The organism is Undibacterium sp., from assembly GCF_030683615.1.
GTDB classification, from domain to species: domain Bacteria; phylum Pseudomonadota; class Gammaproteobacteria; order Burkholderiales; family Burkholderiaceae_D; genus Undibacterium; species Undibacterium umbellatum.
In genome coordinates this window covers 230,789-253,961 of the sequence record NZ_JAUXQE010000010.1, presented here as the reverse complement: position 1 = coordinate 253,961, position 23,173 = coordinate 230,789, and the positions used below count along the sequence as shown (strand labels likewise).

Annotated in this window: 17 protein-coding genes; 11 read left to right on the top strand and 6 right to left on the bottom strand. The window is 50.5% G+C overall.

Annotated features, from left to right (window positions below; genetic code table 11):
* Positions 1 to 2 precede the first annotated feature (2 nt).
* From Q8K39_RS06750 to leuA, 4 genes are all read left to right on the top strand, one after another.
* A complete protein-coding gene (locus Q8K39_RS06750; RefSeq protein WP_305258895.1) occupies positions 3 to 935 on the top strand; it encodes a LysR family transcriptional regulator in 933 nt (310 codons plus the stop codon).
* Positions 913 to 1,707: a prolipoprotein diacylglyceryl transferase gene (gene lgt, locus Q8K39_RS06745; RefSeq protein ID WP_305258893.1), complete on the top strand. Its 795-nt coding sequence runs from the start codon at positions 913 to 915 to the stop codon at positions 1,705 to 1,707. Before Q8K39_RS06750 ends, lgt begins: the two co-directional genes overlap by 23 nt.
* Positions 1,708 to 1,823: 116 nt before the next feature.
* Entirely contained in the window at positions 1,824 to 2,570 is a 747-nt protein-coding gene (locus Q8K39_RS06740) for an ABC transporter substrate-binding protein (protein ID WP_305258891.1), read from the top strand.
* A 561-nt stretch (positions 2,571 to 3,131) separates the two neighbouring features.
* Positions 3,132 to 4,844, top strand: a complete 1,713-nt coding sequence (gene leuA / locus Q8K39_RS06735; RefSeq protein WP_305258922.1) for a 2-isopropylmalate synthase — start codon at positions 3,132 to 3,134, stop codon at positions 4,842 to 4,844.
* On the opposite strand, the gene Q8K39_RS06730 is transcribed toward leuA, so the two are convergent.
* The gene (locus Q8K39_RS06730) at positions 4,845 to 6,347 is read right to left on the bottom strand and encodes a PLP-dependent aminotransferase family protein (protein ID WP_305258889.1); all 1,503 of its coding nucleotides are present in this window, start codon (positions 6,345 to 6,347) and stop codon (positions 4,845 to 4,847) included.
* 102 nt (positions 6,348 to 6,449) lie between these two features.
* Between Q8K39_RS06730 and Q8K39_RS06725 the strand changes: the two genes are divergently transcribed.
* The 5 genes from Q8K39_RS06725 (at position 6,450) to Q8K39_RS06705 (ending at position 11,765) form a co-directional block, all read left to right on the top strand.
* Positions 6,450 to 6,911, top strand: coding sequence for an OsmC family protein (locus Q8K39_RS06725; RefSeq protein WP_305258887.1), 462 nt, complete (start codon positions 6,450 to 6,452; stop codon positions 6,909 to 6,911).
* 3 nt (positions 6,912 to 6,914) lie between these two features.
* Complete coding sequence (locus Q8K39_RS06720; protein ID WP_305258885.1) at positions 6,915 to 7,565, top strand: FMN-binding negative transcriptional regulator; 651 nt, start codon at positions 6,915 to 6,917, stop codon at positions 7,563 to 7,565.
* A gap of 23 nt (positions 7,566 to 7,588) precedes the next feature.
* Positions 7,589 to 8,053 (top strand): GNAT family N-acetyltransferase, encoded by a 465-nt coding sequence (locus Q8K39_RS06715; RefSeq protein WP_186954804.1) that lies wholly within the window; start codon positions 7,589 to 7,591, stop codon positions 8,051 to 8,053.
* A gap of 140 nt (positions 8,054 to 8,193) precedes the next feature.
* Positions 8,194 to 10,269, top strand: a complete 2,076-nt coding sequence (locus Q8K39_RS06710) for a M13 family metallopeptidase (protein WP_305258882.1) — start codon at positions 8,194 to 8,196, stop codon at positions 10,267 to 10,269.
* 200 nt (positions 10,270 to 10,469) lie between these two features.
* Complete coding sequence (locus tag Q8K39_RS06705) at positions 10,470 to 11,765, top strand: GAF domain-containing protein (protein ID WP_186954806.1); 1,296 nt, start codon at positions 10,470 to 10,472, stop codon at positions 11,763 to 11,765.
* Positions 11,766 to 11,800: 35 nt separating this feature from the next.
* Here Q8K39_RS06705 and Q8K39_RS06700 read toward each other — a convergent pair whose 3' ends face one another.
* Genes Q8K39_RS06700 through Q8K39_RS06680 form a run of 5 tightly spaced genes read right to left on the bottom strand, consistent with a single transcriptional unit; the run spans position 11,801 to position 21,709 of the window.
* Complete coding sequence (locus Q8K39_RS06700) at positions 11,801 to 12,655, bottom strand: DUF928 domain-containing protein (RefSeq protein WP_305258880.1); 855 nt, start codon at positions 12,653 to 12,655, stop codon at positions 11,801 to 11,803.
* Between the two features lie 20 nt (positions 12,656 to 12,675).
* Positions 12,676 to 14,502, bottom strand: coding sequence for an adenylate/guanylate cyclase domain-containing protein (locus tag Q8K39_RS06695; protein WP_305258878.1), 1,827 nt, complete (start codon positions 14,500 to 14,502; stop codon positions 12,676 to 12,678).
* A 21-nt stretch (positions 14,503 to 14,523) separates the two neighbouring features.
* On the bottom strand, positions 14,524 to 17,715 hold the full coding sequence (locus Q8K39_RS06690) for a filamentous hemagglutinin N-terminal domain-containing protein (RefSeq protein ID WP_305258877.1): 3,192 nt from the start codon (positions 17,713 to 17,715) through the stop codon (positions 14,524 to 14,526).
* Entirely contained in the window at positions 17,712 to 20,036 is a 2,325-nt protein-coding gene (locus Q8K39_RS06685) for a CHAT domain-containing protein (RefSeq protein ID WP_305258875.1), read from the bottom strand. Before Q8K39_RS06685 ends, Q8K39_RS06690 begins: the two co-directional genes overlap by 4 nt.
* Before the next feature lie 17 nt (positions 20,037 to 20,053).
* Positions 20,054 to 21,709: a ShlB/FhaC/HecB family hemolysin secretion/activation protein gene (locus Q8K39_RS06680; protein ID WP_305258874.1), complete on the bottom strand. Its 1,656-nt coding sequence runs from the start codon at positions 21,707 to 21,709 to the stop codon at positions 20,054 to 20,056.
* A gap of 378 nt (positions 21,710 to 22,087) precedes the next feature.
* Here Q8K39_RS06680 and Q8K39_RS06675 point away from each other — a divergent pair, with 378 nt between their 5' ends.
* Complete coding sequence (locus Q8K39_RS06675; protein ID WP_305258873.1) at positions 22,088 to 22,384, top strand: GFA family protein; 297 nt, start codon at positions 22,088 to 22,090, stop codon at positions 22,382 to 22,384.
* Between the two features lie 37 nt (positions 22,385 to 22,421).
* Entirely contained in the window at positions 22,422 to 23,063 is a 642-nt protein-coding gene (locus tag Q8K39_RS06670; protein ID WP_305258871.1) for a LysE family translocator, read from the top strand.
* The last annotated feature ends 110 nt before the right edge of the window (positions 23,064 to 23,173 follow it).

Genomic DNA, 23,173 nt, shown 5'->3' with positions numbered 1-23,173 from the left:
AGATGTCATTACCTGAAATAAGAAATCTGGAATTGCGCCAATTGCGCTATTTCCTGGCGGTTGCAGAAGAAATGCATTTTGGCCGTGCTGCGGCGCGGTTGCACATGACCCAACCCCCGCTCTCGCAGGCCATACAAGCACTCGAGGCCATTCTAGGGGCCGAACTGTTTATCCGCAACACGCGCAATATCTCATTGTCCTCTGCTGGCTTGGCACTCTTGCCAGAAGTACGGCGACTACTCCTTCAAGCCCAGGCACTGCCAGAACTCGCGCAAAGAGCAGCAAGTGGTGCCTGCGGACATTTGTCGCTGGCCTTTGTTTCCATCGCCGACTACAGCATCCTGCCGCCTGCACTCAGGGAGTTTCGTCGTCACCATACCGATGTACATATAGATTTGCGCGAAGCGACCAGCGATGTGCAGTTGCTGGCGCTGGAAAACAGTGAAATTGATGCAGGTTTCCTAATCCCCCCCATTCCAGAAAAACTGCAGGGCTTGCTCAACTATCAAAAAGTATTGTCAGAACCACTGATCCTGGCAGTCCCGGAAAGCCAGTCCATGGGACGCCAGCAATTGCGTTTGATGGATTGTGCAGACTTGCCACTGATACTGTTCCCACGTAAAATCGCCCCCGCCTTGCATGATGCCATCCTGGGTTGCTTCCATGCTGCGGGGCTGACTCCAGCCATAGGCCAGGAAGCCATACAGATGCAAACCATCGTTGGCTTGGTATCGGCTGGCATGGGTATCGCACTTGTGCCACAATCCGTCTCAAACTTGCAGCGTCCTGGCGTGCTATATTTTGATTTACCAGATGCAAGTGCCATCGTAGAAATTGGCCTGGCATGGCGCAAGGATAATCATTCCGCCGTACTGGCCGCCTTTGCCCATCTGTTTAACCATCCATTCATCCATGCTGACTCATCCAAATCCTGATCCCGTTGCCTTCCATCTTGGCCCTGTCTCTGTGCACTGGTATGGCATCATGTACCTGCTCGCCTTTGCCCAGTTTATTGCTCTTGGTCGTATCAGGATCAGGCAACCACATATTGCAGCGCAAGGATGGACGAGTGAACACATCGACGATATGCTGTTTTTCGGCGTGCTTGGAGTCATCATTGGAGGCCGCCTGGGCGAGGTATTTTTCTACGGTTTTTCATATTATATGGAGCATCCGCTGGAAATATTGGCCGTCTGGAAAGGCGGCATGTCCTTTCACGGAGGTTTCATCGGCGTACTGATCGCCATGTTCTTATGGGCACGCAAAGCCAAATTTCATCTTGCGGATGTGTATGACTTCATCGCTCCCCTGGTACCGCTGGGGTATGCAGCTGGTCGCCTTGGCAACTTTATCAACCATGAGTTACCGGGCCGCATCGCATCAGCAGACCTGCCATGGGCGATGATCTGGCCGGGTATCGACCACCCTGTCCATCCTTCACCAATTTACCAGGCATTGGTCGATGGTCTGTTGGCATTCATCATATTGTGGATATTCGCGTCCAAAGCCAGGCCGAGGCTGGCCGTGGGTGCCTTATACGTAACCCTGTACGGCTGCGCCCGCTTCTTCACTGAATATTTCCGCACCCCGGATTATGAAGTCAATATTCTTGGCGCGACAATTTCGGCAGGGCAGATGCTGTCTTTCCCCATGATTATTGGCGGCCTCCTTTTATTAGCATTTTCTTATAAATTTAATAAAAAATAGGCCCTGCCAGATTTAACTATTTCCTTTGTCAAATTCATATAAACTCCTAAGCATATTGGGAATACGCACTTCATCGTATTTTTCGCGTATCCGTCTATAGGAACAAGACCGCGACTATGCATAAAATCTGCTCAGCATTGTTACTCATGGTTTGCCTGTGCTGGCAGAATTCTGGTGCTGTCGAGATGGTAAAAGTGTATAGCTACCATCTGAAGCAGCCTTTGATACTTGATCAAATCACAGGTCGGGGCCTGTATAACGATATGCTGAGCTATCTGAATAAACAAAACACAGCATATCGCTTCGAACTCATTTATCTACCACGCCGCCGTCTTGACCTGCTAGTCAACTCCGGTAATCTGGATGGCCTGGTGATTGGTGTCAACCCGGTCTGGTTTAACGACAAGGAAGAACAAAAATTCCTGTGGACCCTGCCGGTCATGAACGATATCGACGATGTCGTCTCATCAAAAAATCATCCTTTCGAGTTCACAGGTGCAAAGTCGATGACTGGCCTGCGCATAGGGCTGGTGCTGGGCTATTACTATTACGGTATCAATGAACTCATCGCGGAAAGAAAAATTCAACGCGACGATGCCAGTAGTGAAGAGCACAGTTTTCGCAAACTGATGGCAGGTCGCATAGATGCTGCCATCGTCAGTCGCTCCAACTACGATTATGAAATGAAGAATCATCCTGACTTGAAAGATCAGTTTTACATCTCGAAAAAACCGCATGACCAGTATGACAGACAAATTCTGGTTCCCTTAAACATGCCCAAGGTCCAACAGCAGATCAATGTCATTTTGAGGAATGCTGTCAATGACCCTATCTGGCAAAAACTGATCAATGCTTACCGCTGAATTTTGAATATTCTTTACGATGAGGAAAATTTCGCTTGACGAATACCGGCCATTTCTCTTACAGTCTTTATATGAACTCTTTTTTGACATCGACATCTGCAAGAAAAACTGCTGACAGCGCCAAGCTGCAAGCAGCGCTGATGACTGTGCCAGCATCCCTAGTTCTACTACCATCTCTAGCAAGCTCGCTACTATAAGTTGCGTCTTGTCCAGTTTTAAGCGGCATACCTGCCGGCCTGAAACTCCAGTATCAAAAATTACCTTTATATCCCAGCCGTACCCAGCACAGGCTTCCTGACATCAGGAAAAACAGCATGACACCATCAGGCACATCAGCAAAGAATTCAGCAGACGCTATCAGCGTCATGTCTGACTTTGCCCGCCCACAGTCTGCGCTGCAACGTAGTCACGATCTACTAGCGCTACGACTACTGATCAGTTGACCGGCCTCGCGTATCTCTGTGGCAGCCGGTTAGCTTAGCGCCGCCACATCACCATCCATTCAACAAAATGAAAATATCAGCGCCTTGCTGAGGCACTGTGCCAGCCCAAGGAAAAAGCATCATGATGAGTAATCCAGCGAAAAAATATCAACCATTCCCCACTATCGCTTTGCACGACAGGCAATGGCCCAGCCGCAGCATCACCAAAGCGCCGATATGGATGAGCACGGATCTGCGCGATGGTAACCAGGCGCTGATAGAACCTATGGATGCAAAGAAAAAACTCAGATTCTTTGAAATGCTGGTGAAGATAGGCCTCAAAGAAATTGAAGTCGCCTTCCCTTCTGCATCAGAAACTGATTTTGCCTTTGTGCGTAAACTCGTAGAAGAGCAACGCATACCGGATGACGTGACGATAGAAGTATTGACGCAATCACGGGAAGACTTGATACGCCGCACTATAGATTCTGTGCGCGGTGCCAAGCGTGCGATCGTGCATTTGTACAATCCGATAGCACCGGCTTTCCGTCGCATCGTCTTTGGAAAATCGCGCGAAGAAGTCAAACAGATTGCCACTGAAGGTACACGCCTCATCAAGCAACTTACTGATGCCATGCCTGAGACAGAATGGGTATTTGAATATTCTCCAGAAACCTTCAGCATGGCCGAGCTGGATTTCTCGAAGGAAGTCTGCGATGCAGTTGCCGCCATCTGGCAGCCTACCGTTGAACGCAAGATGATCATCAACTTGCCGACCACGGTCGAATGCGCGACGCCGAATGTGTATGCCGACCAGATCGAATGGATGAACAGGAATCTTGCGCAACGCGATGCCATCATCCTCAGCGTACATCCACACAATGACAGGGGCACGGCAGTCGCCGCCGCAGAGCTTGCTGTCATGGCCGGTGCAGACAGGGTTGAAGGCTGCCTGTTTGGAAATGGTGAACGGACCGGCAATGTGGACCTCGTCACACTGGCCTTGAATTTGTACACCCAGGGTGTTGATCCCGGCCTCGATTTTTCTGACATCGATAACGTCAGGCAGTGCGTGGAAGAATGTAATCAATTGCCTGTGCATCCGCGTCACCCCTATGTAGGCGACCTCGTATTCACTGCATTCTCAGGTTCACACCAGGATGCGATTAAAAAAGGCTTCGCTCAGCAACAAAAAGATGCCATCTGGGAAGTGCCTTATTTACCGATAGACCCGGCTGATCTTGGCCGCAGTTATGACGCTGTGATACGCGTGAATAGTCAGTCTGGCAAGGGTGGCATGGCTTTCTTGCTGGAGCAGGAATATGGCATCAGCATGCCAAGGCGCATGCAAATTGAATTCAGCCGCGTCGTCCAGGCAGTAGCCGATGATAGCGGCAAAGAAATGACAGCACAGCAGATACACCAGATTTTCAGCGACAGCTATCTCGCGCCAGCAACACCCATCAATTATCAAGCTCATCATGCAAACCCTGTCCTGCATCACAGGACCTCACCATCTGATCCGGCACAAGTATCCTTGCATGTCGATCTGCTGCACCACGGACAGCCACAAGCTATCCAGGGTACAGGTCATGGTATTGTTGAAGCACAGATCAATGCCTGCCAAGTACTTGGCTACCAAGTCAGGATCATTGACAAGCAAGAGCAGCAAGTGACACAGCATGGTCGCTCACAGTACATCAGCATCATCGAAGCACGCGTCAATGATGGCAGTAGCCAGCATGGCGCAGGCATTGCAGACGATGCAGCAACGGCCACCATGCGTGCCATCATCAGTGTGATCAATCGTCATGCCAACTCTGGTGCTGTCGTGCAGATGATCGCTGCCTGATCACAAAGCAGTGACTTTGAAGAGCGTAGCGAGCTCGCTAACGCTGTGCTCTATCTCAGCACAAGTCAGTGAAGCAAAACCAAGTAACAGGCCGCCATGACTTTCTGCCGGTCTGTTTGTTTTCCCGGGCACATCAGCGTAGTGCCCCAAGCCACGCAACTCCAGTCCAATTTCTTGCCCGGCTTCTATGATCTGCTCTTCATCAAAAGCCATTTTAAAATGCACAGCCAGATCAAGCCCGCCATCTTGCGCACCACAAAGCAATTCATCTCCCAATTCTTTTTCCAGACAGCTCACCAGGCATGCCTGGCGTTCGGCATATACTTTTCTGGTACGCTTGATATGCCTGCCGAAATGGCCTTCTGCAATAAAGTCGGCTAGTGTCATTTGCGGCATGATGCTGGTGTGCTTATCGATGACAGCCTTGGCCTGTATCATGGGCTCCAGCAATTTTTCTGGCAAAACCAGATAGCCGAGCCGCAGGCCAGGAAACAGTACCTTGGACAAAGTGCCTACATAAATGACACTTTGATGTGTATCCAGACTTTGCAAGGATGCCAGCGGTGAGCTGCCAAAACGATATTCACTGTCATAGTCATCTTCGACTATCCATACTGCATTTGCCTGTGCCCATTCGAGCAAGGCCATGCGCCTTTGCAGGCTCATGGTCATACCCAATGGCATTTGGTGCGATGGTGTGACGAAAGCGACTTTCGCATCGGGATAATGCATCGCTGCATACGCAACATCCATGCCTTCATCATCGACAGGTACGGCGCAAATATCGGCTTGCGCGGCATGCAAAGCAGCCGTCGTGCCGCGATAGCACGGGTGTTCAACGACTGCCTTCTCACCCGGGTCCAGCAACATGGTACTCAGTAAATACAAGGCCTGTTGCGAGCCAGATGTGATGAGGATTTGTTCTGGCGCACAGTTCACACCACGCGCCGCCTTCAAGTAAACCGCCAGTAGCTCACGCAAAGCCAGGTGACCAGCAGGATCGCCATAGCCTAGTTGCCCTTTGGGATGACGGCAATGGCGCGCTTCCAGACGCGCCCATATATCAAATGGGAATAGATCCAGGTCAGGCATGCTGACCCTGAATGCTCTTACACTGCCCTGATGAAAGCGCGTGCTGCCGCGGGGGTCTATATGCTGAAGTCCGCGTTTTGAAATCCTGCCCATCACCTGTGTCGCAGGCAGATTGGTAAGCTGTGCTTTGCTACGTTCGGCAATGGCAGGTAAGTCTTCATTCACAAAAGTACCCTGCCCTACTGACCCACGCAAATAACCTTCTGCCAGTAATTGGTCATAGGCATTCAAGACCGTTTGCCGGGAAATACTCAGCACCTGACAAAACTCCCGGCTGGGTGGGAGCTGCATACCAGGCAGCATCTGGCCTACCAAAATGGCTCTTCGTATTTCGGCATACAACTGCCGGTACAAGGGCAGCTCACTTTTTCTATCGAGAACAATACCGGCAATCATCTGAGAAATATGCATGCTTACACCAAATTGGCATTCTTATTTTTAATAAAATTGGTACTTTTCAATAACCAATACCAGGAATAAGATTAACGCAAATTCACCGCATAGGAGTAACAAATGCATCAATACCAGGCAAAAATTTTATGGGACCGTGGCGAACAGGTATTTAGCGACAATCGCTATAGCCGTGCGCATGCATGGGAATTTGATGGCGGCCTGGTGGTGCCAGCGTCTTCATCACCCTTATCCGTCCCTGTACCTATGTCGGTAGAAAAAAATGTTGATCCGGAAGAAGCGCTGGTCGCCGCGCTAGCTTCTTGTCACATGCTGTTCTATTTATCCTTTGTCGCCAAACGTGGCTATGTGCTAGACCAATATCGCGACCTGGCGATAGGCGTCATGGAAAAAAATCCCCAAGGGAAGACCGCCATTACCTGCATTCATCTGCGTCCGCAGGAGACCTACAGTGGAGACAAGCAACCAGGTTTGCAGGAACGTGAAGAATTGCATCATATGGCGCATGAACATTGTTATATCGCCAATTCCATTAATGCCGAAGTCATCATAGAAATCGAGTAAACCATGTACATGCCCAGTCATTTTTCTGAAGAACGTATTGAAGTCTTGCACGCGCTAATACAGGCACACCCGCTGGCTGCACTAGTCAGCTTGCAGGATGGCGAACTGGCGGCGAATCACATTCCCTTCCTCATCTCAGCACCAACGACAGAGGCACCGTATGGCGTCTTGCGTGGTCATGTCGCCCGCAATAACCCAGTCTGGCAAAGTGCTGCTTCAGCTCAGGATGCGCTATTGATTTTCCAGGGTGCGCAAGCTTATATCAGCCCGCGCTGGTATGAAGAAAAGCAGCGCAGTGGTTCTGTCGTGCCGACCTATAACTATGCAGTCGTGCATGCACATGGCCCCATCCGCATCGTCGAAGACAGACAAGAATTTTTGCGCCTGCTCAGCGATCTCAGTGACAATTTTGAGCGGAAGTTCGACCAACCCTGGAAAGTCAGCGATGCCCCTGCAGAATATGTAGACAGAATGATGGACATGATCGTTGGCATAGAAATCCCGGTACGCCGCATCAGCGGAAAATGGAAAACCAGCCAGAACAAAAGCACGCAAGACAGAGTGAATATGGTGGATGGTTTACGTGAAAAGCAGGACCCTGCCTCGCACGCGCTGGCGGATGTCATGGAGCAGCAATTGTTTGAATCTGAATAAAAATCAAATCATAAGGAAAAGAAATGAGTAAAGTCGCGGTCCGTGCCGTCACCAAAGAAGATTTCGCCAACTGGTCCGTCTTGTGGGAAGGCTATAACCAGTTCTATGAACGTACCGGCCCAAATGCCTTGCCAGAAGCAGTCACACTCAGGACATGGAGCAGGTTTTTTGATGGCTATGAACCAGTGCATGCCCTGGTGGCTGAGTTGGATGGCCGCCTGGTCGGGCTGGCACACTATCTGTACCACAGGACTACCAGCCGCATTGAAGCCAGTTGTTATTTGAATGATTTATTCACCAGCCCGGATGTGCGTGGTCAAGGGGTAGGCCGCGCCTTGATAGAGGCGGTGTACGAACAGGCAAAGCTGGCTGGTTCTACCGTGGTGTATTGGCAAACGCATGAAACCAATGAGACAGCGCAAAAACTGTATAGCCAGGTAGCAGACAGGTCAGGATTTATTGTTTACCGAAAAAGCCTGGCCCAATAAATAAGGGTGAACACAAATATTGCTGTCAACCTCACTTTTGCCGTTCTGCAGCATAAGTTTCTCTAAATTCTCTGAACTTTAGAGAAATTCAAGCATCTACCACTCTTTCCTCTCAACAAGCTTCATAGCCAGGACATACCATGTCACGTACCCTGATTTCTCTCGCTCTTGCCAGCCTGTTTACAAATATGCTGGCAACACCCGCCCTTGCACAAAAAGCAAGTTCTGGAACTGACAGCACGGTCGCTGCGCACAAACTGCAATCCGGCATAGACTTGCAGTGGATAGACACGTCCGTCAGACCTCAGGATGATTTTTACCTGCATATGTCCGGCAAGTGGCTGGCAACTGCTGAGATACCGGCGGACCGTGGCCGTTTTGGTTCATTTGACCAGTTGCGTGATCTCTCTGAGCAAAGGTCTTATGACATCATCCAGACCCTGGCTGCGAATAAGCAGCTCGCCGCTGGTTCAAACCAGAAAAAAATTGCTGATCTGTTCAATAGCTTCATGGATGAGGCTCGCGCAAATGCACTTGATATCAAGCCATTGCAAGGCCATTTCGCCCGCATTGATGCACTCACAGACAAGGCAAAACTGCCCACCTTGATGGCAGAACTCAGTAAACTGGGCGTGAACATGCCCGTTGCGATCGGCATTAATCAGGATGCGCGTGACTCTAGCCGGTACGCGGTATATCTGAACCAGAATGGCCTGACCATGCCTGACCGTGACTATTATCTGAAGCAGGATGATGCCAAGTTGCAGGGTTTCCGCGAAGCCTATCTCAAGCATCTGGAAAAAATGCTGGGCATGAGTGGGCAGGCCAAGCCTGAACAGGGGGCCGCAGCCATCATGGCGCTCGAAACCGAGATCGCCAAGGTCCAGTGGACCAAGGTAGAAAACCGTAACCCAGTCAAAACCTATAACAAGGCAGACCTGAAACAGCTTGAGCAATTACTACCTGGCTTTGACTGGGCCGCCTATTTCAGCGCCAATGGCATGGCAGGCAAAATGGATTATGTCATCGTGCGTCAGCCTGAATTTTTCAGCGGCCTGGGCAAGATCATCGCCGCCACGCCTCTCGATAACTGGAAGACTTACCTGAAATGGCAAACCCTGAATGCCTACGCGCCTTTCCTCAGCCAGCGTTTCGTCGATCAGGATTTTGAATTTTCCAGCAAGACCTTGCGCAGCGTCCCTGCTAACCAGGTACGCTGGAAGCGCGGCGTCGGCCGTGTGGAAGAAGCCCTGTCAGAAGCACTGGGGCAATTGTATGTAGAAAAATACTTCCCTCCTGAGAACAAGGCGCGCATGCAAACCATGGTCAACAATTTGATGTTGGCCTATAAGCAAAGTATAGAAACCCTGAGCTGGATGAGCCCTGAAACCAAGAAAGAAGCGCTGGCAAAACTGGCCAAATTCAATCCCAAGATAGGTTACCCGGATAAATGGCGTGACTATAGCAAGCTGGACATCGCCAAGGATGACCTGGTCGGCAATATCATACGTGGCCGCGAGCATGAATATCAGCGTCAGTTGGCAAAACTGGGCAAGCCTGTCAGCCGCACTGACTGGGGCATGAGTCCGCAAACCGTGAACGCTTATTACAATTCGCGCCAGAATGAAATTGTCTTCCCGGCAGCGATATTGCAGCCACCTTTCTTTAATGTGGCAGCCGATGACGCCGTCAATTATGGTGGCATAGGTGCCGTCATAGGGCATGAAATCAGCCATGGTTTTGATGATTCTGGCAGCCAGTCAGATGGCGACGGTAATTTGCGTGACTGGTGGACCAAGGATGACAAGGCCAATTTTGGTAAACTGACGGCAGCCATGATCGCCCAATACAGTGCCTATAGCCCGCTACCTGGCTACAAGGTTAACGGCGCGCTGACCCTGGGTGAGAATATTGCTGACAATTCAGGCTTATCGATCGCCTACAAGGCCTATCAGATTTCACTGGGCGGCAAACCTGCTCCCGTGATTGATGGCTACACTGGCAACCAGCGCGTCTTCATGGGTTGGGCACAAGTCTGGCGTGGCAAGTCACGCGACGGCGAAACCATACTCAGAGTGAATACTGACCCACATTCACCCTCCATGTTCCGAGGTAATGGCCCGCTGGTGAATCTGCCAGAATTCTATTCTGCCTTTGGTGTCAAGGAAGGTGACAAGATGTATGTCGCACCAGAAAAGCGTATCACCATCTGGTAACTAAAAATCAAGTAAAGGGAGCAAGGAACGCTCCCTTTATTGAGAAGAAAACCATAAAATCTCCATACTTTCTACCAAGCCAATTATTAACAACAGACTTTTACAAAAAACGCGCTGAAGCTTATCAGTGTCGCAATGACGACACGGCCTGTCTGTGGCAAAATAGCTGGGATTGAAATTCCATCGATGAAAGCATATTTATGAGTTTTGTACGCCGTATCCAGCAAGATCAGTATGATGTCTATGATAAAGAGGACGTGCATGCTCGCTTACATTTCTTCAAGAATCTGCAAACCATCACGAATGCCATTCATTCGACCAGTAATATCGAGCAGATCATGCTTGATTTATCACAAAGCATTTGTGAACTGTTTGATTGTGAGCGCCTCACTCTATACTCGGTCAATTACAAGAAAAATGCCATAGAATCCAAGGTCAAGACTGGCTTGACCTCATTCAAGGATTTTGCCCTGCCTATTTCAGAGAAAAGTGTCGCTGGCTTTGTCGCGATGAGCAAACAGACCGTCAATATTCTGAATGTGTATGACGAGGCCGAACTCAGAAAACACTCCCCAAAACTGGAATTCTTGCGCCGTGTTGATCAGCGTACCGGTTTTCGTACCAAGCATATGCTGGTTGGCCCGCTGATTCATGAGCAAAGCAATGAATTGCTGGGTGTGCTGCAACTGATTAATAACCGCAATGACTGCCAGTTCCCGCCATTGCTGGAAGAAGGCTTCAAATACCTGCGCAATACCCTGGCTGTCGCCTTTGCCCAGCGCCTGATGTCACCGCAGGTCATCCATACCAAGTTTGATTCACTGATCAAATCGTCGATACTGTCCATACCTGAACTGGGCCTGGCCGCGCGTGCAGCCCGCCGCAAGGGTGTCGATGTGGAAGAAATCCTGATTGATGAATTTGAAGTCAGCCCTGCTGATATAGGTAATTCTCTGGCGACTTTCTTTGAATGTGAATACCAGCCATTTAAAGAAGACCGACCACGCCCTGAAGCGTTGAAAAACTTCAAGCGTGCCTATGTCGAAGACCATCACTGGCTGATCCTGGAAGAAAATGCAGACAGTCTGCTTGTCATGACGACCGACCCTGAGCGCGTCATGGCTTCGCGCATTGTTCATAGCCTCTTTCCTATTGCAAAAATCCAGTATTGCGTGACGACGCAAAAAGAGTTCAGGCAAACCGTAGATCAGTTCTTTGGCGATGCAGAAAATCTTGCTGCAGTAGCTGAGCAAAACGTTCAGGATGCGATAGATACCGTGTCTGCATCTGAAAAAGCTTTGCTGGCGCAAGTCCGGGAAACCATACAGGAGGCTTTTGCCAAAAATCACCCTGAATTCCAGATCGATGTGCGTTCGCGCGAAGATAAAACCGTTAGTCGCATGCACAAGGACGGTTCAGTGCAACGCATTGCTGGCCAGGTCATCGTGGATTTCCATGTCGATTTCCTCGATACCGGGATGAATACAGCTGCATAAAAAAACGCCACTTAGTGGCGTTTTTTTATGGTAGCTCAGGGTGCGGTTTCAGACATTTTTTGCAAGTCGGGGCGCTGTTTTGCGATCAATTGCCATACTTGCCTGGCCTCGGTGAAGGCGCGCTTGCCTTGCAACATGGCCGCATACATGACCCACTCTTCCAATGCGGCTGTGTCCGCAGGCTTCAGATCATTAAGGGTGGCGGTTTCAGCCTTGCTGGCCAGTTTAAATTCTGCCTTGGCTGTACTGGTCTTGCCATCCTTGGCTGAAACATAGCTGACTTGCCAGCGGTAAGTTGCCCCATCTTCCAGCTTCACTTTCTCTGGCAACTGCCAGTTATTCTCCCTAATTTTTTCGCTGAAAATAAGCTTTTCATCCATGTCGTGAATGCTGATATCAAATTCTGCCGCTTCTGCGGATATCCAGTTGAATACAGGACGACTACCCAACAATAAAGAATTGTTTTCTGGCATAACTGCGACAATACGCGGCGGCAGTTGGCGCATGCGTACTGCACCGGCAATCACGTTGCTGGTTTCTGCGGCGCGCACCAGTTTTTCTGCCATGGGTTTAACCACGGCTTTTTGTCCTTGTACACTGACGACACCATCTGTCTCTACCGTGACGGTAGCAGGCCCAGTCAGCTGATATACCGCACGTGTGGCATACAGGGACAATGAAGCCTTGGCACCTGCATCCAGCGTGATTTGCATTTTAGGTTGCAGGTAGGCCAGCAGTTGCAATTTAGAGCTGACCCCATTGACTTCCATCTTGCCATTTCCCTGCACATCCAGAACCATACCCAGAGCAGCTTGTGCATGTGCTTGCCCGCTGATAAGCGCAAACACCGTCATTGATATCGCCAACCAACTACGCATTATTGTCTTCATCTTCATTACCTTCCAAAATTTTATGCCAACAAAGGTTGCCAGCCATACACGGCTATGGCAGAGCGGCCCTTGAGATTTTTATCGCCCAGAGCAATCAAGGCATCTGCTTCTGCCAGACTGGCGAGCACCGTCGCCGAACAAACGACAGGATACCCTACATCCTTGCACAAGCCTTCGATCCTCGCCGCTGTGTTGACGGTATCACCAATTGCGGTATATTCATGTCGTTCGGCTGAGCCGACCTGGCCAATCACCGCATCCCCGGCGTGCAGGCCTATGCCTATCTGCAAACTAGCCTTGCCTTCTGCCTGCAATTCCTCATTCAAAATGCTGAGCGCGGCCAGCATGTCACGCGAAGCATTGAAGGCATTTTGCGCAGGATTGTCCAGTTTTTGAGGAGCCCCAAAAAAAGCCATCAGGCCATCACCAATAAATTTATCGATGGTGCCACCGTGATCATGAACAATTTTACTCATGACAGCGAAATAGCGATTCAAGAGACTGACCACATCCTCTGCCTGTGCATGTTCGCACAGCGTGGTGAAACCGCGTATATCAGAAAACAAGACGCAGACGGGCAAACGGCGGCTTTGCGAAGTCTGATCTATCCGCCCTTCAACTATTTCCTGCATGACTGCCGGGCTGACGCGCCCAGAAAATGCCTTGCTCAGGCGCTGCTTGTCGACATAGTGCTGCCAGGCTTGCCAGGCTGAGCTACTCCCAAAAGCCAGCAAACCCGTCAACAAGACAGCGGTGGGCGGTAACCAGAAATCATATTGCATGGCGATAGTGCTAGCCAAGAGCAAACCCAAGGTTGCCATGACAAAGACCATCATTTTGATGCGTATGCTGCGCCCCAGCCAGAACAGCGCAAACAAGCCTGACAAGACAAACAAACTGACCATGCTGGCTTGCTGCAACAGTCGCTGGTTCAAGATGCTGCGCAATAACTGCGCATGGGCCAGCACACCGGGATTAGGATCATTTACAGGCAGCCAGGCAGCCAAAGATACTGGCAAATCCACCAGGTCAGTGGCATCCATGGTAGCACCCAGCAAGACGACTTTGCCGCCAAAGCGCTGCTGCAATTCGGCCACTTTGACTTGTTGCGCGAGTTTGAACACCTCTTGCAAGGGCACATAGTTGTAGCGTGCGCCCAGGCGATAATTGATGAGCCCAGACCAGTCCTGACGCACGCCCGCAGCTGCTGCGATTTCTGTCGCCAGTCCGCGAGCCATGCGGTCTGGCTGACAATCAGCCCCCGGGAAACGGCGTATGCGCTGGTCGCTATCCCGACAAAACTCTGCCGAAGCCACGGCCTGAAACTGATCGCCCTGCATCCCCAGCACTGCGGCATAGTCAAGCTGGATGTTGCGAAAATGTGCGTGCTTCAAGTCCCATACCTTGGCGACCACGACGGGCGTTGTTTGTATGGTTTCCAGCATTCCAGTCAACAAGGTTTTATGAAAATCCTGGGCATCCTTGCGTGTTGAGACCAGGGTATCAAAGCGTTTTTCTGGCAAACTCAAATCCATGCCGATCACCTTGGCTCCGGCCTGATTCATGAGCTTTAAAAATTTGGCCAGATGAATGTGGTTCAAGCTCAGCGGTTCGTCCACTTCATCCAGAAAGGCTTCATCTATACCGACCACAACAGGGTCTATCTCTATCTGCTGGGGAAAATATTCACGGGAAAATTTGAACTGCAGGTCAAGGATTTTATTATCAACCACATGTACTGCCGGCAGATGTAGAAAGACTATTGCCAGCACCAGCAGCATCAACAAGCCCAGCACTTGCAACAAGCGTGGCGTGAAGAATTGTGGCATGGATGGAGTCTTGATCATGTCAGTTCAGCTTACCAGCAATCAAGGTCTTAACAGACTGGTGGCACCAGGCATTATTCCGCCGCGCCCGACCGTACTCAGGGAACTTCCACCACCAACTCGGCACAAATCAGTCAGCAGGTCTCCCAGATCATAGGCTTGCGCCGTCAGATTCAACAGACTGGCGGAAAAATCGACTTGTGGACTACTCAGCCTGATAACGCCGTTCACGCCATCAGGTGCTGAAGCCTGTATCAGGTTTTTGCCGCTGCCATCAAACTTCTGCAGTGGGCCACCAAGCACCAGTTGATTGCCACTGGCGATGGTCGTGTCCACTTGTATATTCACATTGCCACCACTGCCAGCCTTGGCTACCGTGTTTGCCTGTATGAAGCCACTACGCAGTATCAGTGCTGGTGCAGTGACACCAATATCCCCACCATTAGCTCCAATGCCACCATTCCCCGCTTGCATACCAGTGACCGAAGTCGTGATTTGTGAGCGTTCAAGCATGAGTGGCCCCTTGCCCTTGATATTGATGGCACCGCCATTCCCCTGAAATGCGCTGGTGCTAATCGTACTGTCTTTCGCCAGCAGGCGATGGGTAAAACTGAGCTGTATATCGCTGGCTGCCACGTTGCCACTGGCTGAAGCCGTGATCTGTGATTGCTGCAATTTGATCTCAGGCGCGTCAACAGCCAGCAGGGTTTTCACTGGTAGCTGATCGGCACTTACCTGGGCAGCATTGCGTATCGACAGCAAGCCTTGCTCCATACTCAGGCTTTCATTCGCCTTGATATTAATATTACCGGTATAGCCGCCCGAATCAGCCCCCGCTTCTGAACTAATGATGGCATTGCTGTCCAGCCGTATTTTATCCGCACTCACATTGACTTCACCAGCCTTGCCTTTGGCATAGGCGCTCGACGAAATTTGCGCAGCATTGCTCATTTGCAGTTGCTTGCCAGTGACGTTCACCGTACCGGCATTTCCCGCTGATCTGCTGGTATATTCATCACCTGCATTGGCACTGCTGAATATCCCGGTGTTCAATGTCTGCACATTGCCAACTTCGCCCTTGACGGCATTGCCTGGCTTTCCATCCAGCTTGAGGCTGCCAGCATTCACTTTGACGGCGCCAGCCGAACCAGTAGTATAACTAACGGTCGCAGACGATATCTGACCGCCATCCTTCAATGACAGATCACCTGAAACATTGACATCAACATTTCCAGCATTCCCTTGAGCCTGGGTACCTGCATCGCTATAAATACCAGTTGCAACTCCCTTGCCATCGACATCCAGACTGGCAGTATCGATATTGACACTGCCGCCATTGCCAACAAAACGGGTGGCCGAAGAAATTCTTGCCCCCGCTTGCATTTGGATAGTCTGGCTGGCTTTGACTGCAATACTGCCAGCGTTACCCACACCTATGGTCTCTGCCATGATACCGCTGCCATTTCCATACAAGTCCAAGGTTTTGGCAGACACATGAATGAAGCCGCTGTTGCCGCGCGTATACGTAGTCGTAGATATGCGCCCCCCGGCGATGATAGATAACTTATCAGAAACGCTGACGTCAATGTCGCCGCCGTTACCACCACGAAAACTGGCAGCGGTGCGGAAATCACCGGCATCACTATAAATACCAGCTTCCAGTCCCTGCCCATCTATATGCAGGCTATTGCCAGTAAATTTGATTTTTCCAGCCTGGCCAGTGTCAAATGCCGATGTCGCAATACCGCCCTCAGACAGGATGCTGGTGGCACCACTGATATTCACATTCAGATTGCCCGCATTGCCAGCGCCACCAGAAATACTGTTAATGCCGGTAGAAACTGCATTGCCGTTAATCAGCAATTCTGCGGCATTAAGCTTGATATCGGCACCCTTCCCTGCGGAGTAGGTCGCTGTCGATATCTGCGCGCTATTGAGGATGCTCAATTTACCCTTGGCGCTTACCTCAATGTTACCGGCATTTCCTGCCCCGCTATTAGTGGTACTCAAGAAACCAGTCGATGGCCCGTTAGCCTCTGCGCCATCAAGCAAAATCTCATTGGCGCTGACGCGCACATTACCACCATTGCCCGCCGTGTAAGTCGATGAAGAAACAAGCGCACCATTCAGAACTGCGAGTTTGCCAGTCACATTGATATCGAGATTACCAGCATGACCACTATCCTCATTGGTCTGGCTGAAAATCCCGCTGAGCCTGCCCTGGCCATTCATATTGACAGCGCCAGCATCTATTTTGATCGCTCCTGCATTGCCTGTAGTGAAAGTAGAGGAAGAAATGCGGCCACCATTTTGTATGCTGAGTTGCTGGCTGGCGGCAATCAGCATGTCACCGGATTTGCCACCACCTTCTTTGGCGTTGCTGAAAATACCAGTAGGCTGACGATTGTCCTGGGCATCGATCAGAATCTGGCCTGCCTGTATGCGCAACAGATTACCATCCACATTGCCATTGACAGTAGCATTGATACTGCCGCCGTTGAGTATGTTCAGGCTGCCATCTGCTTTGGGTAAGTCACCATTGAAGCCAGCCTCAAGCTTGTTTTTTCCCACGGCGAGCAGGCGCACTGCTGCACCAGGGACCAGTACAGTGGCATCGTTAATGCTGATATCGCCTGCGGCAAGTGTCAATGCCTTTTGCGGTAGCAGGCTCACCGTCGCACCATCCCTGAACTCAAGAGCGACTGAGTTATTTCCCAGGAAACCAAAAGCTTCAGGTGCGGCGGCTGACAAGGTGCTGGCTTTGGCAGTATCGACATGAAAATTGCCATCAGCAAATTTCACATAATCAGCCGTACTGATGTGCAAACCAGCAGGTACATCAACGGCCGCCCCTGCGCCAAAGATCACACCAGCAGGATTGATGAAATAAAAATGAGGCTGGCTGCCTGTAGCAGCACTCAACTTCAGCAAACCATTGATATTCGATGCGGTGCCGCCAGTGACACGGGCTATCACGTTTTGCAAAGCAGTTGTTGTCGTGAAGTTTGCCGACTCACCGCTCTCTATACTGAAATTTTTGAAGCTGTGAAATAAGTTTCCGCCTTTAGTCGTCCCCAGATTTTGCGGGACGACAAAATTACCGCTGAGATTTTGCACTGCGCCGACAGTGCCATCAGTGGTAGCACCCGCCCATGCGCATGCAGACATGCTTCCAAAAGCCAGCAAGATACTTAATCTGAGCAAGCTCAAGGAGTGCGAACCGACCTTACTCATAACCAGCTCCCTACCATGATGAATGGTGCCCAGTAAAAAGGATGATTGAAATTATTATTCTTCATCAACTTCAACTGGGCTTTTTGCAATGCTTGCGCCTTGCTCGTAAGAGGCTCTGCCAGGCTGCGATAAAACTGCCCCATCAACAAGGTGGCTGCATCGTCGGACACTGGCCAGAGTGAACCCAGTGCGCTTCTGGCTCTTGCTTTCAAAGCAGCCCCACTCAGACCCAGTGGTGCCCTGTCATCACCTTCTGCAGTTTCACAGGCGGACAGTGTCAATAATTCCAGCTCCTGGCTTTTCATATTCCCAGCCCTTAAGAATAGCTGTAGATTATCCATGGTAATCACATCATCATGGGCCATCACAAAGCTGGTATCTGCTGTCCCACCAAAGACGCCATGCGAAGCAATGTGCACGATTTGGTAGTCGCCAGTTTTTACTTTCTGGCTGAATGCAGCCACAGTAAAGCCGGCATTTAACAAGGTCTGGCTAATGGTGAGTTTTTCCAGCGTACGGATTTCTTCATCGACACCAGCCAGTGCCAGCATTTGCTGTAATTGCTGATGTTGTTCTGGCTTGCTGACGTAGGGTTGAGGCAGTTTCCCTGTCATGCTGGTATCTGCAGGCTTGGGGATATTGCGCAAGCTACGGGTCAGCACGGCCCTGGCGACTTGTCGCCCGTTCATGGCGGCGCTCTGCTGGTTGGCATTCAACAATTGCTCTACCATGGCATTTGGCAATTTATCCACTACAGTTCCAGGTTCACTCATACCCGCCAGCAGCGTCTTGAAACCACCCTTTTGATGAACGCGGGCATTGGTATTCGTGAGGCTCAGGGCTGGCACGACCGCGATAGCATATTTCTCTATGGCAAAGCGCTGTCCGTCATGCAAGGCGGCGAAGGGCAACAGGCGCAAGACGCCATCAGGAACGATGACCAGGGTACGTATGCCTTGCTGAGTCAACTCTGCATCGACAGGTGTCAACAGGGCTAGATACAGGCGTTTTGCCTGTGGCTGGAAGGATAAATTATCTTTCAGGTTGTTGCCAAAATCAATGACGTCCGCACGCAGTTTATTCGCAGACATAGGTAAACTATGGCGGTACATGCCCTTGCCAGTTTCCAGCAAGAGTTCCAGCCGGTCTGGCAAGACGATAGGATAAAGTATTGCTGTATCGCTGGCGAGCATGGTGCTTTTACGATTTGCCCTGGCGGTATCCACTGCACAACGGTCACCCAGATAATCCTGCAATTCGGTTTGCTTCAGTAATTCCAATACATCGCGGGCACGGCGCAATTGTGCGTTTTTGCGTTCATCATCAAGCGGATCAGAAGTTTGCAATAGCAAATCTGCCAGCCCAAGATAGACAGGTTCCAGGGTTTCACGGAAAGAGGAACGGCCATCCTGGTATTCCACCGGTATGTCGGTGCGTATAGCTTCAATGTGTTCGACTGCTCGTTGGTATGCCGCGATAGCTTCAGCAGCTTTGGCTTGTATGCGCAGAATGCGACCATGACGCCATTCGATATTGATGAGCAAGTCATGCACTTCCTGGCCTTGTGCTGCCAGCAGTGCCTGGTCTGTCAAAGCCAGTGCTTCGTCAAAGCGCCGGGCATCTTCATACATCTGCGCCAGTTGGTCCAGCGCTTCCAACTGCAAACGCGGCTGACCAGGTTTAGTTGTCAATACACGGGCTTGCTCAAACGCCTGGAAAGCCAGCGCCTGCCCTACTGCACCTAAAGACTTAGCCTGCACGCCCAGATTCAAGCTATAGCGCGCCACTTGTACGCTGTCACCAACTTGCTGTAACCGCTGCCACAGTGTTTGCAGGTTTTTCAATTGATCGACAGGAGCTTGTTTTTTTGCATCCAGCTTATGCTGGTTGAGCTCTGCACTGATGGCAATTGCAGCATCATTTCCGGCCAGCTTCAATGCGGCGTCGTAATAATAGCGTGCCTGCCCTGCATGTCCCTGTTGCTGCTGCCAGTTTCCAAAATCGACGGCATAGCCCGCCTTATCCAGTTTGTTTTCTGCATTTTCAAAGGCAAAACTTAAATAAGGCTCAGCCTTGACCGTCTGGTGCGTTTGTATAAAAGTCTGGGCCAGGGCAGACGCTGCCTTGACTTTATCGCTGTTTTTTTCTGCCTTGGCATAAGCCGTTTGCAAGATACTCAGTGCCTGGTTGTAATTACCACTGGCACAGTCACGCAAACCCTGCTCCAGCGTACGTTCGCTGGCAAAAGCAGCCGGGCTTATCGCATACAATGCAAACAGACCAAGTTTAAGCATGCGCATGGCAGGTGGGGCAAATTTCATGATCATATGCCGCACTCTCAAAATAAATGGTAAGTCAATTGAAAATGCAGACCATGGTCTTGCAAGTTGCCGCTGTTTTGCCCTGGCAGGCTGATGAGCTTCTTTGCCAGGAACATGTCAGCACTCCATTTTTGCCTGTGCCAGTTCAAGCCTGCGCCCAACGAGGCCAGCCTTTGGGCAGATTCATCCTTGTTGCTGGCACTGGCCATATCGGCAAACGCAATGAGCTTGAACTGCCCAGCGTCTTGCCAGGCAGGCAAAGGAAAATGGTATTCCGCATTGACTAGCCAGGCGCGGTCACGCACCACCGCATTTTCTCTATAACCACGCACAGTAGCTACTCCACCCAGAGAAAATCGCTCCAGCGGCAACAAGCGATCTGGCGTTTGCTGGGCTACTGCCCGCAAGACTATTTGCTGGCCTGACTTATCCAGGTTTTTTACATACTGTAGTTGTCCGGTCCAGATACGATAATGCTGAGCCGGTACTTGCGTGCCGCTTTCATTACTATCTATATTATTGCGACCAAAAGCAAAGACGCTACGCATGGCCAGCGCCTCGGTTTCCCAGCGCTCAGTCCACTCCTGGGAAAACCGTACTACCTTGATTTTTGAATAACCATCCGGCTCTCCAGGCGTGAAGGAAAATGCTTCGCCCAGCAAACTAGTCTGACTATCGCGCTGACTATACGTCAAGCCCAACTCGACTTTTCTTTGCAAGCGGTGGACCAGAGCCTGATTGACGCCCAGTTCATAGCCAGAACTGCTACTTTTAATATCCACTGCAGCCAGGGATTCACCAACCACTGAGGAACTGCCCTTGTCTATGCCCAGCTTGATGCTGGTGCCATGGCTGTTGACAGGCATGGTCCACCCCAGATGCACAGGATCGGCCCCTTCACTATGAGCCAGACTGGCGTCCAGGTAGTCACCATAGCCCATCAAATTACGCACCCAGCCACTCACACCCAGAACTTGTGAACCTATGGAGGGTGCACGATAATTATTGGCGTACAGATTCATGCCATATGCCTTGGAACGCACTACCTCCATATCCAGTATCGCCATGCCCGGCTGCTCACCGGGAATAATCCGGCTATTGATTTTTTCAAACAGCGGGTCCGTCAGCAAGAGTTGAAAGCGCTGCTGCAAGATGGGCATATTGAAAGCTTCGTCTTCATTGATCAATCTCTGCTGCAAATAGGCAGGTCGCAATCTTCCTTCGCCCTTTATTCTGACCTCACTGATCCGCCCTTCTATCAAGCGAACTGGCACGATGCCCGATGGAAAAGGCTGCTCGCCCTCCGTCACCTGCAGCACGGCACCAGAGTTCAAATAGCCACGCTCGACATACAGGCGCGAGATACGGGTGCGCAAATCCTCCAGCTCGGCATAGCTGACACGTTTGCCAATATACGCCTCAGTCATTTCCCTCAATTCGGCGCTGCTGATCACTGTATTGCCACTGAATTGAAATTCAGTGACCAGGACTTCCCTGCTCTTTACCTGTACTGCGGGCAAGCTAAACGTAGACGATGCCACATCATTTGCCAAAACCAGACCTGGTTGCAGACATGCCAAAGCCACACAAGTAGCGATCAGGCCAGGGCGCAATGCATGGCCACCATTGCTTGCATGGTAATTTGCGGTCAAAGCCTGAAGAGTGAAGCACATGGAGGTGGACAAAAAAAATAGATGAGGCAAGCGTGCTGCAAACAAAGGGAGCAATGAAATAAGCACAGACCCGGCATGATAAGACCATTGTTAATTCATTACAACGATACCAAGGTATGGCTTACATTTGGACACACCTGAAACAGGCAGAAAAGGCTTTAGGGCAAGTTGGGATCGATGTGCATGAAATTGTCATGGTGAAATGACCATGGCAGCGCCGTGCGTAGCAGAAAATTGTACCGGTACAGCTACACGGCAGTCCTTTAAGATGCGCTTGAAACATCCTTCATGACAGGTATACAAATGCAAACAAACAGCACTCGCAGCAAGCAAACTTATCAAGGCAGCTGTCACTGTGGCGCTATAAGATTTGAAATTGTGACAGATTTTCACGAACTGACGATGTGTGACTGCTCGATCTGCCGCCGCAAGAATGCCTTGATGGTCAAGGTACATGAAAGTCATTTCAAACTGCTGGCGGGTGCAGAATCACTCAGCGAATATCAGTTCCATAGTCATACTGCCCATCATTACTTTTGCAAAACCTGTGGAATTTACCCTTTTCATCGCAAGCGTGTGACGCCGGATAATTTTGGTATCAATGTGCATTGCCTGGACAATTTTGATCCTGCCGGTATTCCTGTACGCCAGGCAACCGGAGCAAAAATGCAATAAGCCAAACACAATTTTTTTATCACGCCCGGAATCAAACATGCAACCCCAGACCTTGCTTGCTTTCACGACAATAGCCGGACTATCCATACTCAGCCCTGGTCCGGCCATCCTGTTATCCCTGAAGAATGGTGCCAGCTATGGCACCCGCTCTGTCATGTGGTCAGCCCTGGGCAATATCAGTGGCATCTTTTGCCTGTCAACGACAGCCTTCCTGGGTTTGGGAGCCTTGCTGAATTCATCTGCCTTTCTGTTTGCGTCCGTCAAGATCATGGGCGCGTTGTATCTGTTTTATATCGGTGCCAAACAATTATTTGGAAAGAATGGCGCATTGGCGCAAGAGGCATCCCCGAATGCCCTGAGAGAGCAACCCAGCAGAAAGAAATTATTTGGTGAAGCTTTTCTGACGGCGTCTACCAATCCCAAGGCACTGATGTTTTTTACCGCCCTGTTCCCGCATTTCATCAATGCCAATGAAGCACTGGCACCGCAGTTTTTCATCCTCATGAGTATTTTCATGGCAATGTCTTACCTGACCCACCTGATGTATGCCCAACTGGCAGCGCGTGCCATGCACGTCCTGGTCAAGCCACGTTTCGTGAAATGGATAAACCGGATAGTCGGCGCAGCCTTTATCTCATTTGGAGCGATGCTACTGAATTTGCGCAGGCAAACTGCCTAAGGACTCAGGCAGATAAAATTTTCGCCAAGAAGTCGCTCAAGGGGTCTTCCTGATAATTGCCAAAAACTGTTCTTTCGGCATAACCGAGGCGGAAATACAAGCCTAGCGCC